This window comes from Mucilaginibacter sp., assembly GCF_025362475.1.
In the GTDB taxonomy this organism is placed as follows: Bacteria; Bacteroidota; Bacteroidia; order Sphingobacteriales; family Sphingobacteriaceae; genus Mucilaginibacter.
Genome location: NZ_JANYGH010000071.1, coordinates 43,672 through 69,765, shown reverse-complemented (window position 1 = coordinate 69,765; position 26,094 = coordinate 43,672). Strand labels below are relative to the sequence as shown.

The 26,094-nt window shown below is 42.8% G+C and carries 23 protein-coding genes; 10 read left to right on the top strand and 13 right to left on the bottom strand.

Annotated features, from left to right (window positions below; translation table 11 throughout):
- Positions 1 to 96: 96 nt before the first annotated feature.
- The gene (locus Q0R88_RS24780; RefSeq protein WP_295721113.1) at positions 97 to 2,592 is read right to left on the bottom strand and encodes a M14 metallopeptidase family protein; all 2,496 of its coding nucleotides are present in this window, start codon (positions 2,590 to 2,592) and stop codon (positions 97 to 99) included.
- Positions 2,593 to 3,214: 622 nt separating this feature from the next.
- On the opposite strand from Q0R88_RS24780, the gene recQ reads away from it, so the two are divergent.
- The 4 genes from recQ to Q0R88_RS24760 are packed head-to-tail and all read left to right on the top strand — an operon-like array spanning position 3,215 to position 7,283.
- Positions 3,215 to 5,389, top strand: coding sequence for a DNA helicase RecQ (gene recQ, locus Q0R88_RS24775; RefSeq protein ID WP_295721112.1), 2,175 nt, complete (start codon positions 3,215 to 3,217; stop codon positions 5,387 to 5,389).
- A 38-nt stretch (positions 5,390 to 5,427) separates the two neighbouring features.
- Positions 5,428 to 6,786 (top strand): UDP-N-acetylmuramoyl-tripeptide--D-alanyl-D-alanine ligase, encoded by a 1,359-nt coding sequence (gene murF, locus Q0R88_RS24770; protein WP_295721111.1) that lies wholly within the window; start codon positions 5,428 to 5,430, stop codon positions 6,784 to 6,786.
- A 36-nt stretch (positions 6,787 to 6,822) separates the two neighbouring features.
- On the top strand, positions 6,823 to 7,035 hold the full coding sequence (locus Q0R88_RS24765; protein WP_295721110.1) for a DUF2683 family protein: 213 nt from the start codon (positions 6,823 to 6,825) through the stop codon (positions 7,033 to 7,035).
- Entirely contained in the window at positions 7,026 to 7,283 is a 258-nt protein-coding gene (locus tag Q0R88_RS24760; RefSeq protein ID WP_295721109.1) for a Txe/YoeB family addiction module toxin, read from the top strand. The genes Q0R88_RS24765 and Q0R88_RS24760 overlap by 10 nt, the downstream gene beginning before the upstream one ends.
- A gap of 247 nt (positions 7,284 to 7,530) precedes the next feature.
- Here Q0R88_RS24760 and Q0R88_RS24755 read toward each other — a convergent pair whose 3' ends face one another.
- Positions 7,531 to 8,664, bottom strand: a complete 1,134-nt coding sequence (locus tag Q0R88_RS24755; protein ID WP_295721108.1) for an FAD-binding oxidoreductase — start codon at positions 8,662 to 8,664, stop codon at positions 7,531 to 7,533.
- A gap of 305 nt (positions 8,665 to 8,969) precedes the next feature.
- Between Q0R88_RS24755 and Q0R88_RS24750 the strand changes: the two genes are divergently transcribed.
- From Q0R88_RS24750 to Q0R88_RS24730, 5 genes are all read left to right on the top strand, one after another.
- The gene (locus Q0R88_RS24750; protein WP_295721107.1) at positions 8,970 to 9,698 is read left to right on the top strand and encodes a zinc metallopeptidase; all 729 of its coding nucleotides are present in this window, start codon (positions 8,970 to 8,972) and stop codon (positions 9,696 to 9,698) included.
- A gap of 245 nt (positions 9,699 to 9,943) precedes the next feature.
- Positions 9,944 to 10,525: an RNA polymerase sigma factor gene (locus tag Q0R88_RS24745; protein ID WP_295721106.1), complete on the top strand. Its 582-nt coding sequence runs from the start codon at positions 9,944 to 9,946 to the stop codon at positions 10,523 to 10,525.
- On the top strand, positions 10,522 to 11,025 hold the full coding sequence (locus Q0R88_RS24740; protein WP_295721105.1) for a hypothetical protein: 504 nt from the start codon (positions 10,522 to 10,524) through the stop codon (positions 11,023 to 11,025). The genes Q0R88_RS24745 and Q0R88_RS24740 overlap by 4 nt, the downstream gene beginning before the upstream one ends.
- Before the next feature lie 427 nt (positions 11,026 to 11,452).
- On the top strand, positions 11,453 to 12,535 hold the full coding sequence (locus Q0R88_RS24735; RefSeq protein ID WP_295721104.1) for a PAS domain-containing sensor histidine kinase: 1,083 nt from the start codon (positions 11,453 to 11,455) through the stop codon (positions 12,533 to 12,535).
- Positions 12,536 to 12,651: 116 nt separating this feature from the next.
- Positions 12,652 to 13,539, top strand: a complete 888-nt coding sequence (locus Q0R88_RS24730) for a PfkB family carbohydrate kinase (protein ID WP_295721103.1) — start codon at positions 12,652 to 12,654, stop codon at positions 13,537 to 13,539.
- A 263-nt stretch (positions 13,540 to 13,802) separates the two neighbouring features.
- On the opposite strand, the gene Q0R88_RS24725 is transcribed toward Q0R88_RS24730, so the two are convergent.
- The 9 genes from Q0R88_RS24725 to Q0R88_RS24685 all read right to left on the bottom strand — a co-directional run bounded on the left by Q0R88_RS24725 (position 13,803) and on the right by Q0R88_RS24685 (position 23,520).
- Complete coding sequence (locus Q0R88_RS24725) at positions 13,803 to 14,126, bottom strand: GIY-YIG nuclease family protein (protein WP_295721102.1); 324 nt, start codon at positions 14,124 to 14,126, stop codon at positions 13,803 to 13,805.
- 1,030 nt (positions 14,127 to 15,156) lie between these two features.
- A complete protein-coding gene (locus Q0R88_RS24720; RefSeq protein WP_295721101.1) occupies positions 15,157 to 15,918 on the bottom strand; it encodes an SH3 domain-containing protein in 762 nt (253 codons plus the stop codon).
- Position 15,919: 1 nt separating this feature from the next.
- The gene (locus Q0R88_RS24715; protein ID WP_295721100.1) at positions 15,920 to 17,764 is read right to left on the bottom strand and encodes a BatD family protein; all 1,845 of its coding nucleotides are present in this window, start codon (positions 17,762 to 17,764) and stop codon (positions 15,920 to 15,922) included.
- A gap of 18 nt (positions 17,765 to 17,782) precedes the next feature.
- Positions 17,783 to 18,538, bottom strand: a complete 756-nt coding sequence (locus Q0R88_RS24710; RefSeq protein WP_295721099.1) for a tetratricopeptide repeat protein — start codon at positions 18,536 to 18,538, stop codon at positions 17,783 to 17,785.
- Positions 18,535 to 19,575 (bottom strand): VWA domain-containing protein, encoded by a 1,041-nt coding sequence (locus tag Q0R88_RS24705; protein ID WP_295721098.1) that lies wholly within the window; start codon positions 19,573 to 19,575, stop codon positions 18,535 to 18,537. The genes Q0R88_RS24710 and Q0R88_RS24705 overlap by 4 nt, the downstream gene beginning before the upstream one ends.
- Positions 19,576 to 19,578: 3 nt before the next feature.
- Positions 19,579 to 20,583: a VWA domain-containing protein gene (locus Q0R88_RS24700; RefSeq protein ID WP_295721097.1), complete on the bottom strand. Its 1,005-nt coding sequence runs from the start codon at positions 20,581 to 20,583 to the stop codon at positions 19,579 to 19,581.
- The gene (locus tag Q0R88_RS24695; protein WP_295721096.1) at positions 20,580 to 21,539 is read right to left on the bottom strand and encodes a hypothetical protein; all 960 of its coding nucleotides are present in this window, start codon (positions 21,537 to 21,539) and stop codon (positions 20,580 to 20,582) included. Before Q0R88_RS24695 ends, Q0R88_RS24700 begins: the two co-directional genes overlap by 4 nt.
- Complete coding sequence (locus Q0R88_RS24690) at positions 21,536 to 22,417, bottom strand: DUF58 domain-containing protein (RefSeq protein ID WP_295721095.1); 882 nt, start codon at positions 22,415 to 22,417, stop codon at positions 21,536 to 21,538. The genes Q0R88_RS24695 and Q0R88_RS24690 overlap by 4 nt, the downstream gene beginning before the upstream one ends.
- Before the next feature lie 179 nt (positions 22,418 to 22,596).
- The gene (locus tag Q0R88_RS24685; protein ID WP_366087942.1) at positions 22,597 to 23,520 is read right to left on the bottom strand and encodes a MoxR family ATPase; all 924 of its coding nucleotides are present in this window, start codon (positions 23,518 to 23,520) and stop codon (positions 22,597 to 22,599) included.
- 491 nt (positions 23,521 to 24,011) lie between these two features.
- Between Q0R88_RS24685 and Q0R88_RS24680 the strand changes: the two genes are divergently transcribed.
- Complete coding sequence (locus Q0R88_RS24680; RefSeq protein WP_295721093.1) at positions 24,012 to 25,058, top strand: hypothetical protein; 1,047 nt, start codon at positions 24,012 to 24,014, stop codon at positions 25,056 to 25,058.
- Between the two features lie 59 nt (positions 25,059 to 25,117).
- Here Q0R88_RS24680 and Q0R88_RS24675 read toward each other — a convergent pair whose 3' ends face one another.
- On the bottom strand, positions 25,118 to 25,273 hold the full coding sequence (locus Q0R88_RS24675; RefSeq protein ID WP_295721092.1) for a lmo0937 family membrane protein: 156 nt from the start codon (positions 25,271 to 25,273) through the stop codon (positions 25,118 to 25,120).
- Between the two features lie 113 nt (positions 25,274 to 25,386).
- Positions 25,387 to 25,926 (bottom strand): ferritin-like domain-containing protein, encoded by a 540-nt coding sequence (locus Q0R88_RS24670; protein ID WP_295721091.1) that lies wholly within the window; start codon positions 25,924 to 25,926, stop codon positions 25,387 to 25,389.
- Positions 25,927 to 26,094 lie beyond the last annotated feature (168 nt).

Here is a 26,094-nt window from a genome sequence, read left to right as displayed (position 1 = left end):
TGCAAACTGCAAACTGCAAACTGCAAACTGCAAACTGCAAACTGCAAACTGCAAACTGCAAACTGCAAACTGCAAACTGCAAACTGCAAACTGCTTTTACTGCCCTACCATAAACACCGCGTTACAAAACAGCAGCTTACCGTTTTCCCAAAAACTGCGGAACAATGGATCGTCAACCATATACACTACAGACCCACGGCCCATGGATTGAACACCAAGCAGCAGCCCATTATTGATCTTTTGTTTGGCCTGCGCACCCGCGAAGCCAGATACATAGCTATCCTTTTTAATAGTGCCTACATTCCAGCCGTCTTCGCCGCCAAACAGCTCATATATATCATCGTTGAGCTTTAATGAGTAATAATAATTGGGTAAACCAAAACCAAGCGGATGGGTGTTATCAAGGTTAAGTTTAAAAATGGCGCCGGGAATCATACCACGGATGGCGTCACGATCGCGGTCACCATATATTTTAACGGTTTTGTCTTTATCCTTGTCGTCTTTTTTATCGTCTTTCTTTTTTATCAGGAAACCTTTTTTATCAACCAGTAAGGCTACAGCATTATCTACCGCTATAAGCTTCCCGCCATCGCGAACCCAGTTCTGTAGTTTCTCGGATGGAAAATCATCGTACCTGCCGTCAGGAAAAATTGCCACATCAAAATCGGCCAAACGGGTGCGGCCAATATCCTGGTATCTTACCAGGCTAATAGGGTAACCCAACTGTGCTTCAAACAAGTGCCATACCTCTCCCATCGCTTCGGAGTTTACTCCATCCCCGGCAACCAGCATAACTTTAGGCTGGCGAATATACCTCACCGCGTCAGAGCCAAGGTCTGATCCTTTATCAACAAACCCTGATGACAGCGGCGTAACCTCCTGGTTAAGCTCGGCAGCCGTTTGGGTAACTGTCTGGTCAAAATCGGCACGGTCATTTCCAGATCGGGTTATTAATAATGATCCGGGTGCAAAATGCTTGCCGGCCGCATCAAATGGTTTTTCGGAGTAACGCACCTTTACCTTCTTTTTAAGCAAAGCAGCCAGGAATTTTACATCACCAACAGATTGCCATGCCGATACATAGGCATACGCATGTGTATTTACCAACGGCTTGGGCGCCACAATGCTCCACTCGGCACTTGCAGGTTTAAATGATTCTTTAACACCATAGGCCTTTAAACCAAAAGCGTAAGGTAATGACCATGCTGTAATATCATAAGTGTTTGAATCCGGGATAAAAGTCCTGGGCTCCAGCAATACATGCAGCAATACCGCTTTAGGCTGATAGGCGTTTACCACCAGGTCATTAGGCCCTACATTATATTGCTCAGTTTTACCTGTTATATAATCATACCCGGTTACCGCCTTATTACCTAAGCCAAAACCATACTGAATGCCGTTGCGGGCAAGCAATTTGGCCATGGCGTTTATTTTATTGTTGTTATCGTTTTTAATAACATAAGTTTTGTATTCGCCCGGAGGATTGGCGCGGCTGTTATCAAAAAACTTTTTAAACTCGTCTTTCAATTTTTGCGCATTGGCCGATGCTGTTTCGATAGTACTTAAGCCGGTTGCATGGTGATGGGCCACACGCTGTACTAATGTAAGCGTATCGCCGCTGCGGGTAACAACTGCCAAACCGGCGCTGATTCCGCCCTGCTCATACGTCATCCCTATTGAACCGTTATATAAGGGATAGGTATCGCCGTATGATGGGTAAAGCAAGTCGAACTCGTATTTGGTAAAATACATCCAACCGTTCTGATCAAAATATTTGGCGTTGTTTTTACCAATGGTAACCTGGAAATCGCGCTGCCATTGGGTAATATCTTTATGATATGGCTCTGCTGCGGGGGCAAAGTAATAAGGGGCATTGTATCCCTGCTCGTGATAATCCACATGCACCTGCGGCAACCATTGGTTAAATAAACCTACACGGGCCTGAGTCTCCTTTTGCTGCTGCCATGCCCAATCGCGGTTAAGGTCAAAATAATAATGATTTACCCTGCCACCCGGCCATGGTTCGGCATGCTCACGCGATGTTGGGTTAGCATCGGGCACAATACCATGCACTGAATTATAAAAATTAACATACCTGTCGCGCCCATCCGGGTTTAAGCAGGGGTCAATAACAACCAATGTATTTTTAAGCCAGGCCTGCGTAGTTGTATTCGCCGGATCAACCAGGTCATACAAGGTCCACATAGCCGCTTCGCTTGATGCCGGCTCATTACCATGCACGTTATAGCTCAACCAGGTAATTACGGGCACATTAGCCAGCAAGGGGCCGCTTTCTATCCCGGCTACACGTAAGTTATTATGACGAATCTCTTCCAGCCTGCCAATGTTCTCGTCTGATGCGATGAACATAGCCAGCAATGGCCTGCCTTCGTTAGTGGTGCCAAACTGTTGCAGCTTTACATTTTTAGATGCCTGGGCTATGTATTTAAAGTATTCAACAATGCGGTAATGCGGGGTAAACTGTTCGCCCGGCTTATACCCCAGGAACTCTTCGGGCGATTGTATTTTTTGGGCAAAGGCCGAAAAGAAAAAGCTGACAAAAACAAAAAGGAGTAGATGTTTTTTTAACATAATATATGTGTAGGATAAGAGATACGCTAATATGCGAATTTATTTCAAATGTGCGGATATGCGAGATTGCAGATGTGCTGATTGTTACAATATGAGCGGTGTGTTGTATTTTTGATTAAAACACAAAATGACTGACTGGAACGATGCACGTTTTAACAAAAGGTATAGAAAATTCTATATTTTACTATGTATTTTGGCGGGATGCTTTTTTATTTATGCCTATTTTGGATTTAAGGATTATGCCCGAATCCATCGACATGAAGTGTTCTTGTGGGATTTTAATGGCAAAGTTGATAGCTTGAAAATCGACGATAAGTCAACTTTATATATACATGTGAATGGAACAGAATTTCATTTAAAAGACTATAACACACGTTTAAAAAATTCAGATTTACGATCCTCTCCCATTATTCAAAATGGAGATTCTGTGCTCAAGATAAAAAACTCCTTTGATATTAAGCTAATTAAATGGCAAACCAGGAATACGAAAATACTGCATTGTTACCTGGATACTTTATATTACTGATAGACTACAGGCAAGACAAAAAATCTAAAAATTTTAGCAAGCTGCCTTATAATTCGTAATTTGCACATCTAAAATTTGAAATCTGCACATCTAAATATGCTCCCATTACAGGCCCTGCAAAAGTATTTTGGTTATAGCGCGTTCAGGCACCAGCAGGAGGCTATTATTCAGCATGTATTAAACAAGCAGGATGTAATGGCGCTGATGCCAACCGGTGGTGGTAAATCATTATGCTACCAGTTGCCCGCGGTATTATTGAACGGACTTACCATTGTAATATCGCCACTTATAGCTTTAATGAAAGACCAGGTTGATAGCCTGAATGTTAGTGGCATCCCGGCAGCATTTTTAAATTCGGCCCAAAACCCCGATGAACAAAGGCGATTGGTTGAGCAACTCAGAAACAATCAGATAAAACTGCTTTATTTAGCTCCCGAACGACTGTTTGGCGGCGATAATAAAATGATCACCTTTTTAAAGACCCTGCCGGTAGTACAAATAGCTATTGACGAAGCGCATTGCATCTCGTCATGGGGGCATGATTTCAGGCCAGAATACCTGATGCTTGCACAGCTAAAAAATGAGTTCCCGAATGTACCGGTCATCGCGCTTACCGCTACTGCCGATAAGCTCACCCAAAAAGATATACTGGAGAAATTAAATCTCCATAAACCCGCGGTATTTGTATCCTCCTTTAACAGGGCCAATATTACTTACCGGGTTATCCCCAAAAAAAACAGCTTTAAACAGCTTATTGCTTTTTTGAATGAGCGACCAGACGAATCGGGCATTATATACTGCCTGTCGCGCAAATCAACCGAGGAGTTGGCTGCCGACCTTAAGGATGAGGGCTTTGCCGCGGAAGCCTATCATGCCGGGCTAAGCAACGAGGTAAAAGTCAAAAACCAGGAAGCTTTTTTGCGCGATGATGTAAAGATCATTGTGGCAACCATTGCCTTCGGGATGGGCATCAATAAATCAAACGTGCGCTACGTAGTGCATATTGATCTGCCTAAAAACATTGAGGGCTATTACCAGGAAACAGGTAGGGCCGGGCGCGATGGACTGCCATCAGAGGCATTACTATTGTATTCGCCGGGCGATGCAGGTAAGCTGCAGCACTTTGCCCGCATTGAGGGCAACGAAGCACAAAGCCGCATCATGCTCAACAAGCTGAACGATATGGTAAAATATTGCCAGCTGCAGGCTTGCAGAAGGCAGTACCTCATGAATTATTTTGATGAGGCTTTTCCGCCCAATTGCGGCTCATGCGATTTTTGCTTAACCGAGTTTAAACGCTTTGATGGTACGCTGATAGCCCAAAAAGCGCTATCGGCAGTGGCCCGGTTAAATGAGCGTTTTGGAGTTAATTATGTGATTGATTTTTTACGCGGATCAAAAACCGAAAAGATCCGCGATGAACATAAGGTGCTGAAAACCTATGGCATTGGCGTCGATATCAGCAAGACCGACTGGCAACGCTACATCCGCGAGCTGATCACCATGGATTACCTGCACATTACCGATGATGGTTATCCTATAGTAAAACTAACCCACAAAAGCGCGGCTGTATTAAAAGGCCTTCAAAAGGTTGAATTTATTGAAAGCGAAGTAGTAGAGGAAACTCATACCCACGAGCAGGCACCACCGCATGAAAGCGAACTGCTGAGCCGCTTAAAGAGTGTACGCAACGATATTGCCCGGTTAGAAAATGTACCGGCCTACATCATCGTATCTGATGCAACCCTGTTGGAGATGGCTACCTTCCTGCCGCTTAGCTTAGATGAGTTGCGTTTAATCTCGGGTTTTGGCGATATTAAACTGGCCCGTTACGGCCGGGAATTATTACAGCCAGTTAAGGATTATTGTAAAGAAAAAGGACTACAATCCAAGATAGCCTATAAATCGCCCAAACGCGAACGCAAGGCTAAAACCCAAAAAGCAGAGCGGACGCCGAAAACACGCAAAGCCAATGATACCCGTACCGAAACGTTTACCATGTATCGCCAGGGTAAAGGCATAACCGAAATTGCAGCCGCCCGCGGGTTATCTCCCATGACCATTGAAGGCCATTTAAGTCATTTTATTGAATCGGGCGAGATAGATATCCTGGAAATTGTATCGCAAGAAAAAATCCCTGTTATTAAAGATGCTGTGGAGAGTTATGGCCGCGAAATGTTATCACCATTAAAACAAATTCTGGGCGATGATTACAGCTACGGCGAAATTAAAGCCGTAATAAGCTGGATGAACAAAAACGAAATAATTTAACTTTGTTATACAAACGCCATCAAGCGTTCAGATTAAGTATGACCACGACCCAACAACTATACCAGCTATACCTGCAACACCCTGCTATCAGTACCGATACCCGCCGCATAGGTACGGGCAGCCTCTTTTTTGCCCTGAAGGGTGATAAATTTGATGCAAACACCTTTGCCGCGAAAGCAATTGAAGCCGGTGCAGCTTACGCTGTGATAGATAATCCCGAATATCAGTTGGGCGATAAATATTTATTGGTGGCAGATGTGTTAACTACCTTGCAGGATCTGGCCCGCTACCATCGCAGGCAATTAAATATTCCCGTTATAGGCCTCACCGGCACCAACGGTAAAACAACCACCAAGGAGCTGATCAACGCTGTACTATCCCAACATTTTAAAACCCAGGCCACACAAGGCAATTTAAATAACCATATAGGTGTACCACTAACCATTTTAACTATAGATGCCTCGCACCAGGTAGCCGTTATTGAAATGGGCGCCAATCACCAAAAAGAAATTGAATTGCTTTGCAGCATTGCACAACCAAGCCACGGCTTAATTACTAATGTGGGTAAAGCGCATTTGGAAGGCTTTGGAGGTGTTGAGGGTGTAAAAAAGGGTAAAGGAGAATTGTATGATTATTTTTTGGAGTCCGAAAGTCCGAAAGTTCGAAAGTCGGATACTGCTGTTTTCATCAATAGCGACGATAATACCTTAATTGAAATGGCAGGTGCACGCCAATTGCATAACGTGGTTTATTATGGCACTAACACTGTTGACGACCTGGTTAGTGGTGAGTTAATAGAAAACTCGCCCCTGCTTACTTTAGCGTGGACCAACAATAAAACGGGCGATAATTATAAAGTAAAAACCCAGCTTACCGGCGCTTATAATCTTCATAATATATTGGCGGCTATAACAATCGGCACCTATTTTAAATTATCAGCCGAAGAGATCAATGCCGGGATTGAAGGCTACCAACCTACAAACAACCGATCGCAAATTGTTAAAACTGCTACCAATACACTTATTTGCGATTACTACAATGCCAACCCAAGCAGCATGTTTGTAGCTATCGAAAACATCGGCAAGCTTGACGCCAACCGCAAAGTACTCATCCTTGGCGATATGTTTGAGATGGGGCCAGAATCAGCTGTGGAACATACCTCAGTAATGCAAAAAGCATTGGATACAGCTGTTGATGAACGGATTTTTATAGGGAAAGACTTTGTTGCAGCTGCCCAATCCATGGACCATCGGCCATCGACCATCGACAAAAATCAATTTTATGTTACTGCTGAGGATGCCATTGCCGGCTTAAAAGCGAACCCTATTACCGGTTCAACTATCCTGATCAAAGGCTCAAGAGGGATGGCTTTGGAACGTTTGGTAGAGCTGTTTTAAGATGTAAAAAAAGGTGAAATTTTAGTAAATTTGATCATGAGCACATTTGTAGTACATTTTGAAACAGAAGCACAGGAAAAAGCGGTTAAAGCTGTTCTTGAAGCTTTGCAGATAAATTTTGAGCAGGAAGTTGATGAAACGGATTACATCATGTCATCACCTGCAATGACAGCACGAATTGAACAAGGTGAAAAAGACGTTAAAGATGGTAAAGGAGTAAAGGTTGATGTTAACAACCTATGGAAATAATATTTTCTCCTCAAGCGATGGAGGACTTAGATTATTGGAAAAAATCTGGAAATAAAATAATCCAGAAGAAGATTCAACAACTAATTGAATCCATACAAGAAACTCCCTTTGAAGGTATCGGAAAACCCGAAGGCCTAAAGCACCAGCATTCAGGCCGATGGAGCAGAAGGATTAACCAGGAACATCGGTTAGTTTATAAAGTCGAAGATCAAACTATTATAATAACGGCTTTGCGATATCATTATTAAGTCAAGGCATTAGAACGGTGGGTGAACTGTTTTAAGTATATAGATCGAGTCTATCTCCTCTATGTCATTCCGAGCGCAGCGTGGCAATCGCGAACTTTACAGGGAGGACTGATTCCTACATTACGATTTGCAAAATCCCCCTTTGTCATCCTGAACGGAGTGAAGGATCTGTTATTGACCATGCTTCTTCGCCCTGTATAGTCTGCGAATAGATGCTTCACTCCGTTCAGCATGACAAATATTTCTATTAGCTATTGTTCAGCACCAGCTCCGCCACTTCCTCTCCCACCAAACTTCCCATAGCCACGCCCATGCCATTGCATCTAACCGCGCAAAAAATACCGGGTTTTACTTCTTTTACTATCGGGCTTAATTCTTCGCCAAAACCCATGATGCCGCTCCACCAATAGTCAATTTCCACTTCCTGATTCGGCAGGATCACATCTTTCAAATAGCTAACTAATTTTTCCTTTACAACATCTGTATGCCCAAAGTCCCAGGTTTCTTCGGCTTTATAATCCAGGTTGCGGCCGCCGCCAAATAATACCCGGTTATCAATATTGCGGAAGTAGTAATAGCCATCGTTAAAATGATAGGTTCCCTTCAGCTTTAAACCGGGTACGGGTTTGGTGATCAAAACCTGCCCCCTGCCGGGAATCACATTTAATTCGGGATATAACTGGCTGGCAAATGCATTGGTGGCCAGGATTACTTTGCCTGCTTTAAAATTACCTTGAGTGGTTTGCAGGCTGATGTGTTTGTCTTCCTGATTAATGGAGGTGATCTCCACATTGTTTAGCACCAGTACGCCTAGCTCGTATACCTTATATAATAAGGCACGCATCATTTTACCGGTATGTATCTGGCCCTCAAACGGATTGTAGATCATGTGGCTTACCTTATTAAAGTCAAAATCTGCAATTTTTTCATCAGCTACTGCATAAATGTCAGCCTCCCCTATAGCCTGTTTTAATAGTTTATTGAGGTTTTCTACCTGGTCGAAAGCCTTTTTTGCTGCCTCGGCCTCATCCTTCATAAATAACTCATGACCGCCATATTGATGATAGTCAATATGGGCATCGCCAAGGTTTTGCCTTAAGCGTTGCAGGCCGCGCCACTTATAATCTACCAGCCGCATAGCTTCTGCTTCTGACGAGCGGTTTATTACTTCAATTTGTTCGCTCACTGTACCAAAACAGGCAAAACCAGCGTTTTTAGTACTGGCCCCTGATGGTAAAAAGCCCCGCTCCAAAACCAATACCTTTAAAGCAGGTTGCTGCTTTTTTAAATGCAAAGCGGCACTTAAGCCAACAAGACCACTACCAACGATGATCACATCGGCATTATCAATAAACGCGGTACGTTCCCAGTATGAATACATGTTAAGTCAAAAGTAAAAATTCAAATTCAAAAGCCTTGCAAATGGGAATTTACTTTTGACATGAACAACGAAACGGAATAATTTTTGAATGTGAGTAGTTATACATGTACTTGAAGTTACGTAATATAGATTGAGTTCTTGAAAGACTATTTGCGAACACGTCATTGCGAGGTACGAAGCAATCCCCGACTGTACAGATCGGATTTGCATAGTTACTCTGCAAGTTGGGGATTGCTTCGTACCTCGCAATGACGGCGGGAGCCTAAGATATTTTGACTTTTTAATTTTGAATTTTGACTTAACATATGAATCACTTATCGTTAATTATTGGATACATAAGCTATAATTCGGCCTGGCTATTGATGATTTTGATTGCCGTGGTGAGTTTTATTGTGCAGTGGCGATTTAAGAGTAAATTTAAACAATATTCAGAAATCGGCCTGCTATCCGGTCTTTCGGGCCAGGAGGTAGCAGTAAAGATGCTGCGCGCCCATGGCATATTTGATGTGCAGGTATTGTGTGTTGACGGTCAGCTCAGCGATCATTACAACCCCGAAACAAAAACAGTTAACCTGAGCCAGGATGTTTATTATAGCCGGAGCATAGCCGCCGCCGCGGTTGCCGCTCATGAATGCGGCCACGCGGTACAGCACGCGCAGGCGTATGGCTGGTTAAGCTTCCGCTCGGCTATGGTACCTATTATCAATGTGGCCTCAACCTTAACCCAGTGGACATTGTTCATTGGTGTAATGCTACTGTTTTTTGCCCATAACCCTATTGTACTGGCGATTGGCGTTGCTGCATTGGCATTGGTTACCTTTTTTAGTTTTGTTACCCTGCCTGTTGAGTTTGATGCAAGCCGCCGTGCGCTGGCCTGGCTCAGCAACAATTATAGCATTATACAAACAAGCGAAGAACTGGAGCTGGCTAAAGATGCCCTGTGGTGGGCCGCCATGACCTATGTTGTTGCAGCTATAAGCGCATTGGCTACGCTGGTTTACTACGCTTCGTTTTTATTCAACAGGAGAAATTAAGGCGGAGCCTCGGATGTGCAAATATGCAGATGTGCAAATTTCAGATTTCAAATGTGCAGATTTCTGATCCCCGTTGAGAAAAAAGTATAAGCATATCGGACCTTCTCTATTTACAGCAAGATTCGGTTTTTACAACATTATCTGCACATCTGCAATCTGTACATCTGAAATCTGCACATCCGCACATATTTCCTTATCTTGGTGTAACCTAAATAAAAGCCCGGTAGTCATAGAGGTTGTAACACATGCAAAGCAAGCTTTCAGATATCGATCTTATAGAACAGACACTGGCTGGCAACCAGTCGGCGTATGCCGACCTGGTTAAGCGGCACCAGCGTTTTGTATTTACGCTGGCTATGCGTTTTTCTAAAAGCCGGGAGGATGCTGAGGAAATTGCACAAGATTGCTTTATAAAAGCATATCGCTCGCTGGCTGCGTACCAGGGGCAATCAAAATTTACAACATGGCTGTATACTATTGTATACCATACAGCCATGACATTTTTAAGGAAAAAAAGGGTAGCCACAGATTCAATAGATGATGAGGGTACTTATATACAGGTAGAAAACCACGAGTCGGCTTATGATGCCGATAACGTGGAAAATAAATCGCGATCGTATTACCTGAACCAGGCCATTGAGCAATTGTTACCCGATGATGCCACCATTATCACCTTATTTTACAAAGGCGAGCAATCTTTAGAAGAAATTGCCCAAACACTGGGAATGGAGGCTAATACGGTTAAGGTAAAACTATTTAGGGCGCGCCAGCGTTTGAAAGAAAAGCTGGAGCGTAATTTAAAACATGAGGTTAAAGAATTGATATGAACACCATAGAAGAAAAACTCTGGAATTACATTGATGGCACCTGCACGCCAGCCGAGCAGGACGCCATTGCCAGGCTTATTGAGCAGGATGAGGTGTACAGCCAAAAATACCAGGAACTACTGTTGCTAAACCAGGAGTTTGCAAGCATGGAGCTTGATGAACCCTCAATGGCCTTTACCTATAATGTAATGGAAACTATCCGCACAGAAAATGCACGCCAGCCGTTAAAAGCGGCTATTGATAAGCGCATTATCATTGGCGTGGGCGCTTTCTTTGTATTTACCATACTGGCTTTGTTAATATTTACAATAGCCAATACTCATTTTTCTTTTCCGGCCGGCAATGTAAAAGTTAACCTGCCGGCAGGTATAAAACTACCAAGCGCGGGCAGTATTTTTAGCAGCCAGGTATTTAAATGGTTTTTGGTATTTGATGTGGTGCTGGCTTTGTTTTTAACTGATAGTTACCTGCGCAGAAAAAACACTGCAAAACACGCATAAAGTGTGTTAAATGGTGTACTACAAAACAAACAGTGCTTATTAGTTAATTACGCTCACACATCATAAATATTTATTTTTAAGCACTTTAAATAACTTTTTGTAAAAAAATCATTAAGAAATAAACTTTGGTATAGTAATTGTATAACCATATATGAACTGGTAATCTTACCGGTTTAATTGTGATAAGGTTTAGGTTGAAAGTCTCCCGGCGCAAGGTTGGGAGGCTTTTATTTTTTCAGGCTATGCCGTTATCAAAATACCGGACCGGAAAATTCAATGTTTAAATTTAGGCATCTGCCCCGGTTACAATTTACCCGGGTATTAAATTCTTTCTTCACAATTGTTATGAACATTTTTTTCGCATCCCCGTATAACCAAACTGCACTAATAGCTATATACCCCTGATAGCTGTAATAAACAGGCTCTCATGAATAGTTTTGGTATCGGGAACAAGGATTTTAATTTCGAGCGCTTTTTTGAATTATCGGCTGACCTTTTTTGCATTGCCGGTTACGATGGATATTTTAAAAAGATAAATACTGCGGTATCAACTGTACTGGAATACACCAATGAAGAACTTTTTGCCAGCCCGATAAATGATTTTGTACATCCCGAAGACCGCAATATCACATCTAAAAAAAGGGATAACCTTACTCATGATATTCCCCTGTTAAATTTCGAGAACCGGTATATTACTAAAAGCGGCAAAATAGTTTGGCTTGCCTGGACATCGATGCCGGTTGACAGCGAGCAACTGGTTTTTGCCATTGCCAAAAACATCACCCATAAAAAAAAGCAGGAGGAAGAACGCAACGCACTGATAACTAATTTAACTAAAATAAACAACGACCTTAAACAATTAACCTATACTACATCGCATGATCTGCGATCGCCAGTGGGTAATCTATTATCCGTATTTAAACTCATGGATGTTTCCAAGATCCAGGATGCGGAAACTATTGAATTTATAGGTATGTTGAAATTAGCCACAGAAAGCCTGAAGGATACGTTAAATAATTATGTAGATGCTTTGAGTTTGAAAGATAGCTTAAACGTGCATGTAGAAGAACTTGATCTTAACGAGTCATTAAATACAGTATTACATTCGCTAAGTTCACTGCTGCAGCATTCAAACGTTACCATCAATATTAATTTTAGCGCCGTCGCTACCATCAACTTCAATAAAGCTTACCTGGAAAGCATCTTTTTAAACCTCATTACCAACTCCCTGAAATATGCCCGCCCGGATGTTACTCCGGTTATTACCATTACTTCGAGAGTTAATAATGGCATCAAACAGGTAATATTTGCCGATAACGGACTGGGCTTCGACATGGAAAATGTAAAAGATAAAGTTTTTGGCTTCCACCAAAAATTCCATCATCACCACGATAGCAAAGGCATAGGGCTCTACCTGGTATATAACCACATTACCAGCCTGGGCGGGCTAATAGTACTTGAAAGCAAGCTAAACATGGGCGCCAAGTTCATTATATCGTTTAAAGACTAAGCCGATCACATATTTCTGCCTGTATTAAAAACCTTACATTAATTAAACATTGATATTACATACCTTTGCGGTTTGCTCCTGGTTGGTTAGGGCTCATTCAAAATAAACAAAAAAGCATGTACGATATCTGTTGCGTAGGGCATATTACATTAGATAAAGTGGTAACACCGCGCGCGGTTGCACACATGGCCGGTGGCACTTCCTTTTATTTTTCAAATGCCATCTGTAATATGGATGTTAACTATACGCTGGTAACCACCCTTGCCCAAAGCGAAATGGTTGTTGTTGAAAAAATGCGCGCCAAAGGCATTAAAGTAAATGCATCAGTAGGCGGCCTTTCTGTTTATTTTGAAAACATTTATTCTGAGAACCAGGACCACCGTACCCAACGGGTGTTGCAAAAGGCCAATCCTTTTACTGTTGAGCAATTACAGCAAATAGATGCCAAGATATTCCACCTGGGTCCGCTGCTGGCCGATGATATGCCTGTTGAGCTCATCAAAGAGCTGCATAGCCGTGGTCGTGTTTCTTTAGATGTGCAAGGTTATTTACGCAAAGTTGAAGGCACCAATGTGGTTGCTGTTGACTGGGCAGATAAACGCGAGGCTTTACGCTATGTTGATATCCTGAAGGCCAACGAGTACGAAACTGAAGTGCTTACCGGCAGTAATGATATTTTTGAAGGTGCCCGCATTTTAGCCGACTGGGGCGTTAAAGAAGTGGTGCTTACCCTGGGCAGCATGGGATCTGTTATTTATACCGACGGCGTTTTTTACAATATCCCGGCTTATACACCCACCGCGGTTGTTGATGCTACAGGCTGTGGCGATACCTATATGGCCGGCTATCTATATCAACGCATAAAAGGTTCATCATTTCAGCAGGCTGGTGAGTTTGCTGCCGCGATGGCCAGCTTCAAAATTGAATCATCCGGACCATTTACCGGCACCGAAGAGGATGTAATGAATTTGCTGGAGAGTGGAGTGAAGGTGTATAGTTATTAAGCATTAAGAATACTAAAAACCCTGTCATTCTGAGCATCGCGAAGAATCTATTCACGAACTATACAAGGCCGATATGCCGGGTGTAGAACAGATGATTCACTGCGTTCAAGCACGACAATCTCGGATAAAAGGATCATTATTAAAGTCCTGTCATTCTGAGCATGGCGAAGAATCTATTCGCGAACTGTGCAGGGCCGATATGCAAGGCGAATATTAGATGCTTCAAGCGTTCAGCATGACAAAAGGGTTTTAGGATTGATACTTCACCCGGTAAACACCGGAGGCCATTCCATAATCTCTTTATTCAAAAAATTCCAGTTTGGGTTTTCCTGTTCAATCAATTTAGTCTTTTTGTCCCTTATCCAACCCTTAATTTCTTTTTCTCTTTCAATGGCATGATTGATATACTGATGCCTTTCATACCAAACTAAATAGAAACATTTATATTTTGCAGTAAAGCTTTCAGCTTGATTGATGCCGAAGTAATGTTCATATAGCCGTTTATCAAGGTCATTTGTAACGCCCGTATACAATACTTTTTTATTGTAGTTAGTAAGAATATATGTAAAGAAGTTATACTGGCGCATATGGGATATGAATTTAGGAAAAGTTTTCTATTTCTTATTCATAGCGAAGGGATCTGTTATGACGATATGCAAAGCGTAGATTAGATGCTTCACTGCGTTCAGCATGACAAAGGGGGATGAAAAGAATTTACTTAAAAAAGATTGCTAATTCTGAGTGATAAAATTCGAAAACTATGAAGGGAAAATGACGTTAAAAAGGTTTGTCATCCTGAGGGACGAAGGATCTATTCGCAGACTGTACAGGGCGAATAAGCATGGCGAATAATAGATCCTTCACTGCGTTCAGGATGACAAAAAGTATTTTTTTTTGCAACAACGTCATACATAGCATCGCGAAGAATCTGTTCATGAACTGTGCAGGGCGGATGTGCAAGACGTAGAATAGATGCTTCACTATCGTTCAGCATGACAAAGGGGGATGAAAAGAATTCACTTAAAAAAGATTGTTAATTCTGAGTGATGAAATTTCGAAAACTATGAAGGGAAATTGACGTTAAAAAGGTTTATCATCCTGAGGAACGAAGGATCTATTCGCAGACTGTACAGGGCGAAGAAGCATGGCGAATAATAGATCCTTCACTGCGTTCACAGTTGTCCGGTAAAAGATTTGAATAAAACTTTACCGGACAGCCGGTTGAGAAATGGCTGCGATATTTTCAGTGAAAACTTTTTTTTGAAGCTATAGCGCATTCACAACAGGTTAAATGGCAAAAATATCGAGGATTGCGTGCTTTTTTTACCGGACAGCCGGTTCTTAAAAAAGAAATGAATTATTGAGTTTTTAGGGGGCTTGGTTTTGAAAATGCACAAAAAAAGGCCTTTTGTAGGCCTTAAGAGATGTTTTTATATATCAAACGAGATTTTACCGGACAACAGTGCACTGCGTTCAGGATGACAAAAAGTATTTTTTTTGCAACAACGTCATACATAGCATCACGAAGAATCTGTTCACGAACTGTGCAGGGCGGATGTGCAAAGCGTAGAATAGATGCTTCACTTCGTTCAGCATGACAAAAAAGGTCAAAAGAGCCTATATCTCCTTTGCATCCCCGGTACCAATCCAGCCTTCATTGCCATTAGCCAGGCGAATTTTTACCCAGTTGTTATTGCTTCCAAGTATGTTAACCTTGGTACCTTCGTGCAATACAAACACGTTTTTGGATGAAGTTGCAGGGGCGCTTTTAACGGTTACTGATGAGCTAAAAATAATGGCTTCATGATGTGCCTCAAAATAATAGGCTTGCCTGCCGGAGATAAAAATAGCACTGATCCCTACGACCAATAACACGATAGCCAAATAGAACGATGCTTTTTTTATGCCTACCGAGCCTGTAAAACGGTAAAGGATGAGCAGAGCGGATGCCGCCAATAAAAGTGATACACTGAGTACTGCCAGCATATTTGCCGAGAAAGCGAGTAAAAACCCATGCCACCATTTGCGGATAAAAAATTCAGGCACCTCTTCAATTTTGTCCGAAGTTTTTGAATTAGCCAATTGGATATTAACCCGAATATCCTCATCGCCCGGGGATAGCTTGCGCGCTTTTTCGTAGTATAGCAAAGCTGGGGCTATATCGCCGGTTTTGTAGTAGGTGTTCCCTAAGTTAAAATATAAGGCAGCCGATTGGTAACCGTCATCCACCATTTTTTGATAGATAGCCGCAGCCTCCTTATATTTTGTTTTTTGATACAGGTCGTTCCCCTTCTTAAATAAAGCAGTTGCATCGTTATTACTAAAAGCCAGTAATGGCGATACAATGAGGAGCAACAGGTATATACAACGCTTCAGCATGTTATATTTTTTCTTCAATGTTATTGATCATGTTTTTTGCCCTATCAAACATCTGTTGTTCTGAGATGCCCGAAACCGGCGCATAGCGGGCCATATCGCACAAATCTAAAGTTTCCAGCAAGTCGTTGATGCTCGTGTCATCCAAAGACCGGGCTTTTAACTCGGTGGCAATTTTTTCGCGGTTAAGATCGGCGGCGGCAATGTTCAGCTTATCGCCCAGGTAACCATACAAACCCCTAAACACGTTTTCGTAAAAGGCGGTTTTATTATTGGCCGTTAGCTGCGCTTTAGCGCTGGCCAGGTGTTTGGCTGCAATTCTACCAGCCTTGCGGCTTTTTACCTTAACTATATCACTATTGGCCACTTCGTACCATTTCCCGTAAACAAGGGCGCCGGCAAACGATAGCGGGCCTAAAATCAACAGAAAGTAATATAATGGTGAGCCATAAAAACCGTCGCCAATTTTGGCAATATTGTCGGCATCCGTTTTAATATAACGAATATCCTTATTCAGCAATTTAACATCCTGTTTATCGGCATCGCCCAGTGAGGTTACGTTATTTTCTGTGGCGCCTTTGGCAACCTTTATCGGGAAACCTTTGGTTTGTACAGACACATATTTACCTGCCGAAAGATCAAAGTAAGAGAATTTGACAGGGTCGATATTAAAACTGCCGCCATGCCTTGGTATCAGCAGGTAAGTGTAAACACGTGTGCCCGATTCACCGTTTTCATTATCGGTAATGGTATCGGTTACTTTGGGGTCGTACTTTTCAAAATCAGCCGGAAAGTCGGGCGCCATTGGTTTCAAAAGCTTCAGGTTACCTTTACCGCTGATGGTTATTTTATAATTAAGCGGCTCATTGGCTTTCAGCTCACTTTTATCTACCGATGTATGGATTGTGAACCGGCCAACCGCACCGCCAAAACCAGCTGGCTTACCCGCCTGCGGAAGTGGTTTTACGTGAATAACCGCGGGGATACTTTTAATCTTGTACTTAACATCGTTAAAGCTTCCGCCACCAAAAAAATTATCGAACGGATCGGCAGATGGTGCAGTTTCGCGCACTACAAAATTCATGATCATGGGGTCGATTGTAATATTACCGGCATGCTCAGGAAACAGTATATTCTGCTTAATCTCGGTTACATTATATTTTACCCCTTTTATGGTTTCAATGCGCCAGTGAACAGCGGTAGGGTCGGCGCTTTTAATTTCCTGGCTGTAAAAACCATTCAGGTCCGACATTTTTTCCAGTTCGTTACCCACCAGCGCCACGCGTGTGTACAGGCGGTAGCTTAAGGTAAGCTGCTCGCCAATGTAGGCGTTGGTTTTATTAACATCAGCCCTGATAAACAGATCTTTGGTAATATCCTTTGAACGGCCCGATGTGATACTTTGAATCCCTCCTCCTGCCCGTTGCTGCTGCTGTTGTTGGGCAGCTGTTGCTTGTTGGGCAGAAGCTGCTGTTGTGCCTTTAACTACCTTTATTTTTATGGGCTGTGTGCTTAGCGTTTTACCGTTAACAACTATAGTAGCCGGCCCAATAGTATAAGTACCCGGTTTAACGGCTACGAGCTCATAACTATAAGCCATGCTTGATGACGACGCGCCGTTAATAACGCTCATACTTTGAGATACGTTAGGGCCCGATACCACCAAAAAGCCATTAAAGGCCGGCGGCGTAAACCTATCGCCATTACCACTTAAGCTAAAGGTAACTTCAAACTGCTCTGTTGTGCCCACTTCGGTTTTACTAACCGATGCGGTAAATCTTATATCGGCAGCAAAAAGCACACCGGTGCAAAACAGCAATAGGAACGATATATAATACTTTAGCTTCATTTGTTATAAATATAGGGCCTACCAGTCTTTGGATATTTTTACCCTTGCGCCTTTCAGCTTTTTATTTTTTAGCTTATCCTGCGTTTGTTTTTCATCATTGTTCAGGGCTTCCAGCATCCGCTCGGCATCATCTTTTGATACATTGTTGGGCTGTGGTTGATTTTGCTTATCCTGATCTTTTTTATCCTGGTCTTTCTTGTCCTGGTCTTTTTTATCCTGATCCTTCTTATCCTGATCTTTTTTGTCTTTATCCTTATCGTTCTTGTTATCCTTGTTCTTATCGTCTTTATTCTTCTTGTCCTTATTCTTATCGTTCTTTTTATCCTGTTTCTTTTTATCGTCCTGTTGCTTTTTCAACATTTTTTGGGCGTATGACAGGTTGTAACGGGTTTGATCGTCGGTTGGGTTATTCAGCAACGACTTTTTATAAGCGGCAATACTTTCTTCCAGCTTTTTCTTCTCTAACAGGGAATTGCCTAAATTATGATAAGCATTTGCCAAAACCTGTTTATTGGTTGATGAAGACGCTATTTTACTGAACTGTTGCTGGGCTTCATCAAATTTCTTTTGTTTATACAGGGCATCGCCCAGGTTAAAGTTACCTTCAACCGTTTTAGCGGTTTTACCAACAGATTTACGATAGTTTTCTTCGGCCTCTTTATAATTCTTTTCCTGGTAAAGCTCGTTACCTTTTTTAATGTACTTTTTTTCCTGCTGGGCAAAAAGGAATGAAGCCTGCAGTACCAATAATACAACTATAATCAATTGCTTCATGACTTCTTTACTTCAAATAATTTTATCCCGCTCAACCGCATGTTTTTACGGTTTGATATAAAAAACTCTGCCAGCAGCAATACAAAAGCGATGCTCAGGAAAAACTGAAACCTATCTTCAAAATCTTTAAATGATTTGGTATCCAAAGTTTTGCGCTGCAATTTGTTAATCTCATCCATCACAATGCCCAGGCCGCTATTGGTATTATTGGCCCTTACATACACCCCGCCACCAGCTGTAGCTATTTCCTTACCCATATCCTCGTTAAGCTTACTTATCACCTGCTGGCCCACACTATCTGTATGGAAACCTACCGGGCGACCGTTTTCATAAACCGGTATTGGTGCGCCCTCCTGCGAGCCAACGCCAACCACATTAACAGATACATCCCTGCGCCGGGCATTAGTAGCCGCCTCTACCGCGTTATCTTCATGGTTTTCGCCATCGGTAATAATGATCATGGCCTTACCTGTTCCATTTTTAAAATCAAACGACTGCATACCCAGGTCTATCGCCGCGCCAATGGCTGTACCCTGCGTAGGCACCATATCGGTATTGATAGTATTGAGGAATAGCTTTGCTGCCGAGTAATCTGTTGTGATAGGGAGTTGCACATAAGCCTGACCGGCAAATACAATAATACCAATCCTGTCATTATGCAAACGATCAACAAGCTGGGCAATGGCGCGTTTGGCGTTCTCCAGCCTGTTAGGTGCCAGATCCTGCGCAAGCATACTGTTTGATACATCAAGCAGTATCATCAGGTCGGCGCCTTTGCGTTTTACCTCTTCGGTTTTTGATCCAATCTGTGGGTCGGCTATGCCTACTATTAATGCCGCATAGGCAACCAAAAAGAAAGTGAACTTCCACCACGGTCTTGACAAAGAAACCTGCGGCATCATTAACTTAACCACATTTTTATCCCCAAGTGAGGAGATAGCCCTCTTTTTCCAGATGCTCACTGTTAAAAACAGGATGATGAACACCGGTACAATGACCAATCCCCATAAATATTCTATATGTGCAAAACGTAACATCTATTAAGTTAAAGCCCCTCTGAACAGGGTGTTTTTTAATATAAATTCAAGCGATAATAAAACCAGCGCGATGATGGCCCAAGGCAAAAACATTTCGGTTTTTTTGCGGTACTGGGTAACATCAATCTTAGCTTTCTCCAGCTTATCTATTTGTGTGTATATATCCTTTAGCGTCGCGTTATTGGTGGCCCTGAAATATTTACCGCCCGTAATACTGGCAATTTTTGATAACGTGACCTCATCAATAACTACCGGCATGCGCTGGTATTGTACCCCCATTGGGGTTTGTACCGGGTATGGCGCAAAGCCGTTGGTACCCAAACCTACGGTATATACCCTTACCTTAAATTGTTTGGCAATTTCGGCCGCGGTTATAGGCGGTATCGACCCGGAGTTGTTTGAACCATCGGTTAGCAATATCACAACCTTACTTTTGGCCTCGCTCCCTCTTAGCCTGTTAACAGCTGTTGCCAGGCCCATACCTATGGCGGTACCATCGGTAATCATCCCATTTTTAATATCAGCGTACATATTAATAAGCACACTATGATCAATAGTAAGCGGGCATTGGGTAAAGCTTTCACCGCTAAAAACCACCAAACCAATACGATCATCCGGGCGGCCTTTTATAAAATCAATAGCTATTTCTTTACCGGCCTCTAAGCGGTTGGGCTTAAAATCTTCGGCCAGCATACTGCCCGAAATATCTGATGCAATAACGATATCTATTCCTTCGGTAGTACTGTTTTGCCAGCTTAATGATGATTGTGGCCTTGCCAGCGCTACAACCAATGCGGCCACAGCCAAACAACGCAGCACAATAGCATAATGCCTAAATTTGGGCAGCATGCTTTTTTTGATGATGGTGAATCCCTTTAAGGTAGGCACGCTTAGGTTTCCCTGCAGCTGCCTTTGCTTCCAGATGTACCAGCCAACCATAAGGGGTATGCTGATAAACAACCAGAAAAATTCGGGATGGGCAAATTCTATTCCTTTAAACCAGCTCATTTGTTCCCCTCTTGTTTATCTGTTTGTGGCTGATATGCCTGTTGTGTTTTATTTACAAAGCTGATGGCATTATCCATGGTTTGCTCATTTTCAAAAGGCAATGGTTTCTCCTTGGCAAACTTCACCAAATCGGCAAGAATAAGCATCTGGCGAAGCGCGTTCTTGTTCTCCTCTGTAATATCCATGAACCTTAAACTGGCAAAAATCTCCTCAGATGTTTGCTCATGAGCTGTTATAGCATACCTGTTTTCCAGGTATTCCCTGATCACCTCGCTCAGTTCAATGTAAAACTGCTTCACCTGCTCCTGCTGCCATAGCTTTTTATCGCGCAGCTCCTGCAGTTTTTGCAATGCGGTAATATGGGCCGGCACCTTAGGTTTAGGCGGCTCAATGATGATTACTTTTTTAGGCCTTGTTTTAATGTAGTATACTATACCGGCAATAATTAAAATGGCCAGCAAGGTGCCCACAACCCATGGCCAGTTATCGCGCAGCCAATCCAAAAATGAATATTTTATAGCAAGCGGCTGCTTTATATCATAAAAGGCTTTGGTAGTATCAACCGCTACCGGCTGTACCATAATGGTTAAAGCTTGTGTAAAAACCGGGCCTGTTGTTGTTTTAAACGCATAGGATGGTATTACATACGCGCCGCTATCAAAGCCGGTAATTGTGTAGCTTTTATGAATAGTTTCTATACTTACATCGCCCTTATCAAACAGGGTATCAGTTTTGCTGCTTACAATCTGGATCTTCCCGGCAATAGAATCTGCCAGTGCCGGAAACTCCACCTTATCCTTCACATTAAATTTGATGCTGAGGTGCAGCTTGGTTTGCTCGCCCAGGAGTATTGTAGCCTTATCCAGCTTTGCTCCCGCTTGCGGCGTTTGGGCAAAGGCATTGTAAAAAGCACCTGCAAGCAATAGTACCAGGGAATATTTAAAACACTTGATCATCTCCGGCCTTCCCGCTTTTTAAATAGTGTCATTAATGGTTTTACGTATGATTCATGGGTACCCACGCTGGTAAAATCAACACCCGATCTTTTAAAGGTTTCTTTCAGCATTCCGTTTCTTTTTAGTGCGTCGGCCTTAAAAGCCTGGCGCACATGCTCATCGGCTGTATTTACCCAAAGTAGCTCGCCTGTTTCTTCGTCCTTCATCGGGATAAGGCCCAGGTTTGGAAACTCCTCTTCGTGTTTATCATAAAGCCTCAAGGCAATAATATCATGTTTTTTATTGGCAATCTTCAGCTCATCCTCAAAACCCGGACTAATAAAATCAGATAGTATAAAAGCCGTACATTTCTTTTTGATAACGCTGGTAAAGTATTTTAGCGCGACGGCAACGTTGGTGCCTTTATTTTCGGGTTTAAAATCTATCAGTTCCCTGATGATCATCAGGATATGGGTACGCCCTTTTTTTGGCGGAATGAACTTTTCTATTTTATCGCTAAAAAATATCACCCCCACTTTATCATTGTTTTGGATGGCCGAAAAGGCAAGCACCGCGCAAAGCTCGGTAGCCAGATCCTGCTTTTGCTGAGTTTGGGTACCAAAGTTTTCTGATCCGCTCACATCCATCATCAGCATAACGGTAAGCTCGCGCTCTTCGTCAAACACTTTTACATAGGGGTGGTTAAAGCGGGCGGTAACGTTCCAGTCAATGGTACGGATCTCATCGCCAAGCTGGTACTCGCGCACTTCGCTAAAGGCCATACCCCGCCCCTTGAAAGCCGAATGATACTCGCCCGAGAATAAGTGGTTACTTAATCCCCTGGTTTTTATCTCTATCTTCCTTACCTTTTTTAGCAGTTCTTTGGTATCCTTAGCCATTGGCTCCTCCTAAATCCTCCCCTAAAGGGAGAGGACTTTTATTAGCAATTTTTTAAATCAAACAAAAATGTCATTTCGAACGATTTTAGAAATCTTATGCGCTCTGCTCTGCGAACTTTACGCCCGGCCTTGCAATTAGATCATAATATCTTTCTTTCGCCCCCTCCTGAGAATACTCCTTACGGTACTTCTACCGCGTTCAAGATTCCGGTAATAATATTTTCGCTGGTGATGTTCTCAGCCTCGGCCTCGTAGCTTAAACCTATACGGTGACGCAATACATCGTGGCAAATAGCACGCACATCCTCCGGTATCACATAACCACGGCGTTTGATGAAGGCGTAAGCCTTGGCAGCCAAAGCCAGGTTGATACTCGCCCTTGGCGACGCGCCAAAGGTGATGAGGTTTTTATAATGCGCCAGTTTAAACTGCTCTGGGAAACGGGTAGCGAAAACAATATCGATAATGTATTGCTCAATCTTCTCGTCCATATATACCTCGCGAACAATCTTACGGGCACGAACAATCTCTTCGGGCTTAATGATTGGTGATGGTTTCAGCATACCGCCCGGTAATATGTTGGCGCGGATAATTTTCTTTTCTTCTTCCTTATCCGGGTAAGTGATCACTACTTTCAGCATAAAACGGTCAACCTGAGCCTCTGGCAGCGGGTAAGTACCCTCCTGCTCAATAGGATTTTGGGTTGCCAGTACCAAAAATGGATTTGGCAGCGGGAAAGTATTATCGCCAATAGTTACCTGGCGTTCCTGCATGGCCTCTAAAAGGGCACTCTGCACTTTGGCAGGTGCACGGTTGATCTCATCGGCCAGGATGAAGTTGGAGAACAACGGACCTTTACGAACAATGAACTCTTCCTTTTTTTGGTTATAGATCATCGTACCCACCAAATCGGCCGGCAACAAATCGGGAGTGAACTGGATCCGGCTGTAATCAACCTGGATACATTTGGCCAGCGTGTTGATGGCTAAAGTTTTTGCCAAACCCGGTACACCTTCCAGCAGGATGTGCCCATCGGCCAGTAAACCGATCAGCAAACGTTCAACCATATATTTTTGCCCAATGATCACTTTGTCCATCTCCATTTTAAGCAGATCGATAAAGGCACTTTCCTTTTGTATCATTTCGTTCAGCGCCCTGATATCGGTTGAATACGATGTGCTACCGGTAACAGCGCCCGATGAAACATTTTCGGTATTGATATTTAATTCTTCCATGAACCCTTTTTTATTTCGAAAGCAAACTTAAACACACAAACTTTTTTCTGCTAAAAAAATTCCACGTTTAAATGTTAAATTTTGTTAAATGTTTTAGTGTTAGCTGTAAATATAGGGTTTTATCGGTGGGGCGAGGATCGTGGGGCGTGTTGCGAGTTACGGGGGCGGGGCGTGTTGCGCGGTTCGAGTTTTAATGGGCATATATCTGCAAATGCAGGTATAGCGGAGAAGACTCAACCCTTACTTCCCGATCCTCGGAACACGCCACCCGCAACTCGCCCCACGCCACCCGATCCCCGCAACACGCACCCCGCCCACGCTAAAAACCGTATATTTAGTTTTGTATCCATATTATCCACATGAAAAAAAGATTCATTTTGCTGCTTGCTGTAATTGCCTATTGCTGTGCCCGGGTTTACAGTCAAAATACATATAAAACCATTCCCTTGCCCAAAGCCATTGATGGCGTAGGCGAAGAGTACTCGGGCATGTGCACTTACGGCAACCGCGTATACCTGCTGCCACAATATGGCGACCATAAAACGCTGATTAAAAAAGATAACCTAAAGGGTGAGTTTTTGATTTACAGTTTACTTACCGATAGCATTGGCCGCGTGGTTGATGGTAAAGACTCCGCACTATCAGCCTATAAATCTCTTAAAGTGCTAAACCTGGATAAACTGCCCAACAACGTAGCGGATGAATATGAGGGTTTTGAGGCGATAAGCATCGTAAACAACACGGTGTTCCTATCTATCGAAACCGACGATAAATCCCCAAACTGCTACCTGCTCAAAGCCCGGCTTGATACCATTAATAACCAAATAATTATCGACCCGCAGCACATCGTCAACCTCAAACGCCCCGAGCTGATTAACAACGCCGGCTTTGAGGCTGTAACCTGGCTGCCCAAAGAAAATAAACTGCTGGCTTATTACGAATATAACGGAATGCCCGCCGGTGGGCAGGGATACTTAATTGATACCTCGTTTGCCAAACAACCGGAACCAATTAAGGCCCCACAGCTATATTTCAGGATCACTGATATTACCGCTGATGCAAAAGGCGCTATCTACGGCATCAACTATTTCTGGAACGGCGATTATAAATATTACCTGGATAACGATAAGCTTAATCACCAGGAAGAAAATATAAAAAACACCATCCCTAACCTGCGCGATAGTTTGGTTAAAGATGCCGGCTATTTAAAATCATCAAAAACCACTTATGCCCGCATTGTAAAGCTCAAAAACGTAAAAGGCAGCAAATGGCAACAGGTGGCCACTTTCCCCGGGTATAAAAATAACTGGGAAGGGCTAACCCTGTACCGAAAAGGCGCTTTGGTTATTACAGATGCCAACGGAAATAAAAAACAGGCAACGGTATTAGCCTACGTAGGGTTTTAACAAAAAAAAAGCCCGCCCTGCAAGCAGGGACGGGCATAAAAACTATATTTTTCTTCTACTTAAATAGCTGTTGGTCTCCTGATGATACCCAGTAATACGGCAATAATAGCAATCACCAGTAATACATGGATCAGGCTGCCTACAGTGGTAAAAAACACCCCGATGGCCCAACCAACTAACAAGATAACGGCGATTATATACAATAATGAGTTCATGATAATTTGTTTTTAGTTAATGTTTTCATAGATAGATGTATATATAATATCCGTTAGCCGCGTTTTGTTTTACAAAAGTTAAACCACATTTGCCGGAGGGGTTTTGGAGGGGCTTACGCCTTCTCCGTTTTTGCCCCTTTGTTAATACCCGCCTGGGCTATTTGTGTAAGCAGGCTGTCGCAGGTTTTTTCTTCCTGCAGGGTCGAGTCAAATAACTCCGCGGCTTCGCCGTAACCCAATACGGTGGCCAGGGTTTTTAGCGTTCCGTAGGAGGCAATTTCGTAATGCTCAATTTTTTGAGCGGCCGAAATGATGCCCACATCACGGGTTTGGCTGTGTTTTTCGGTCTCAGAAATAATTTCTTCGGCCTCTTTTAACAAACCGGCCATGGCCTCGCATTTTACGCCGGCAACTTTTTCGCCTATTGATGCAAAGGCATCTTCCAGGCGCGTTATCTGGTGCTCGGTTTCTGATAAGTGATTTTCGATAGCGGCGCGTAACTTATCAGAAGTTGCCGCTTTTGCCATTTTGGGTAATGCTTTTGCCAGGTGTTTTTCGGCCCAGTAAATGTCTTTTAACTCATCCAAAAATAATTCATTCAAGGCTGATTCCTGAACGTCCATTGTTTGTTCAGCTGTTTTTGTAGTTGCCATAGTAAATATGTTTTGAAGTTTTAATGATGATTAAAGAAATACAAAGGGGATGCCAAATTTCCATTTTTATCACAAATATTAATTATTACGAAAGAAAATACGCTAATTTATCCTGTTTTAAGCAAGAAGCATGTAGTTTTCAATATTTAAAGCTGTATAGAAAACAGG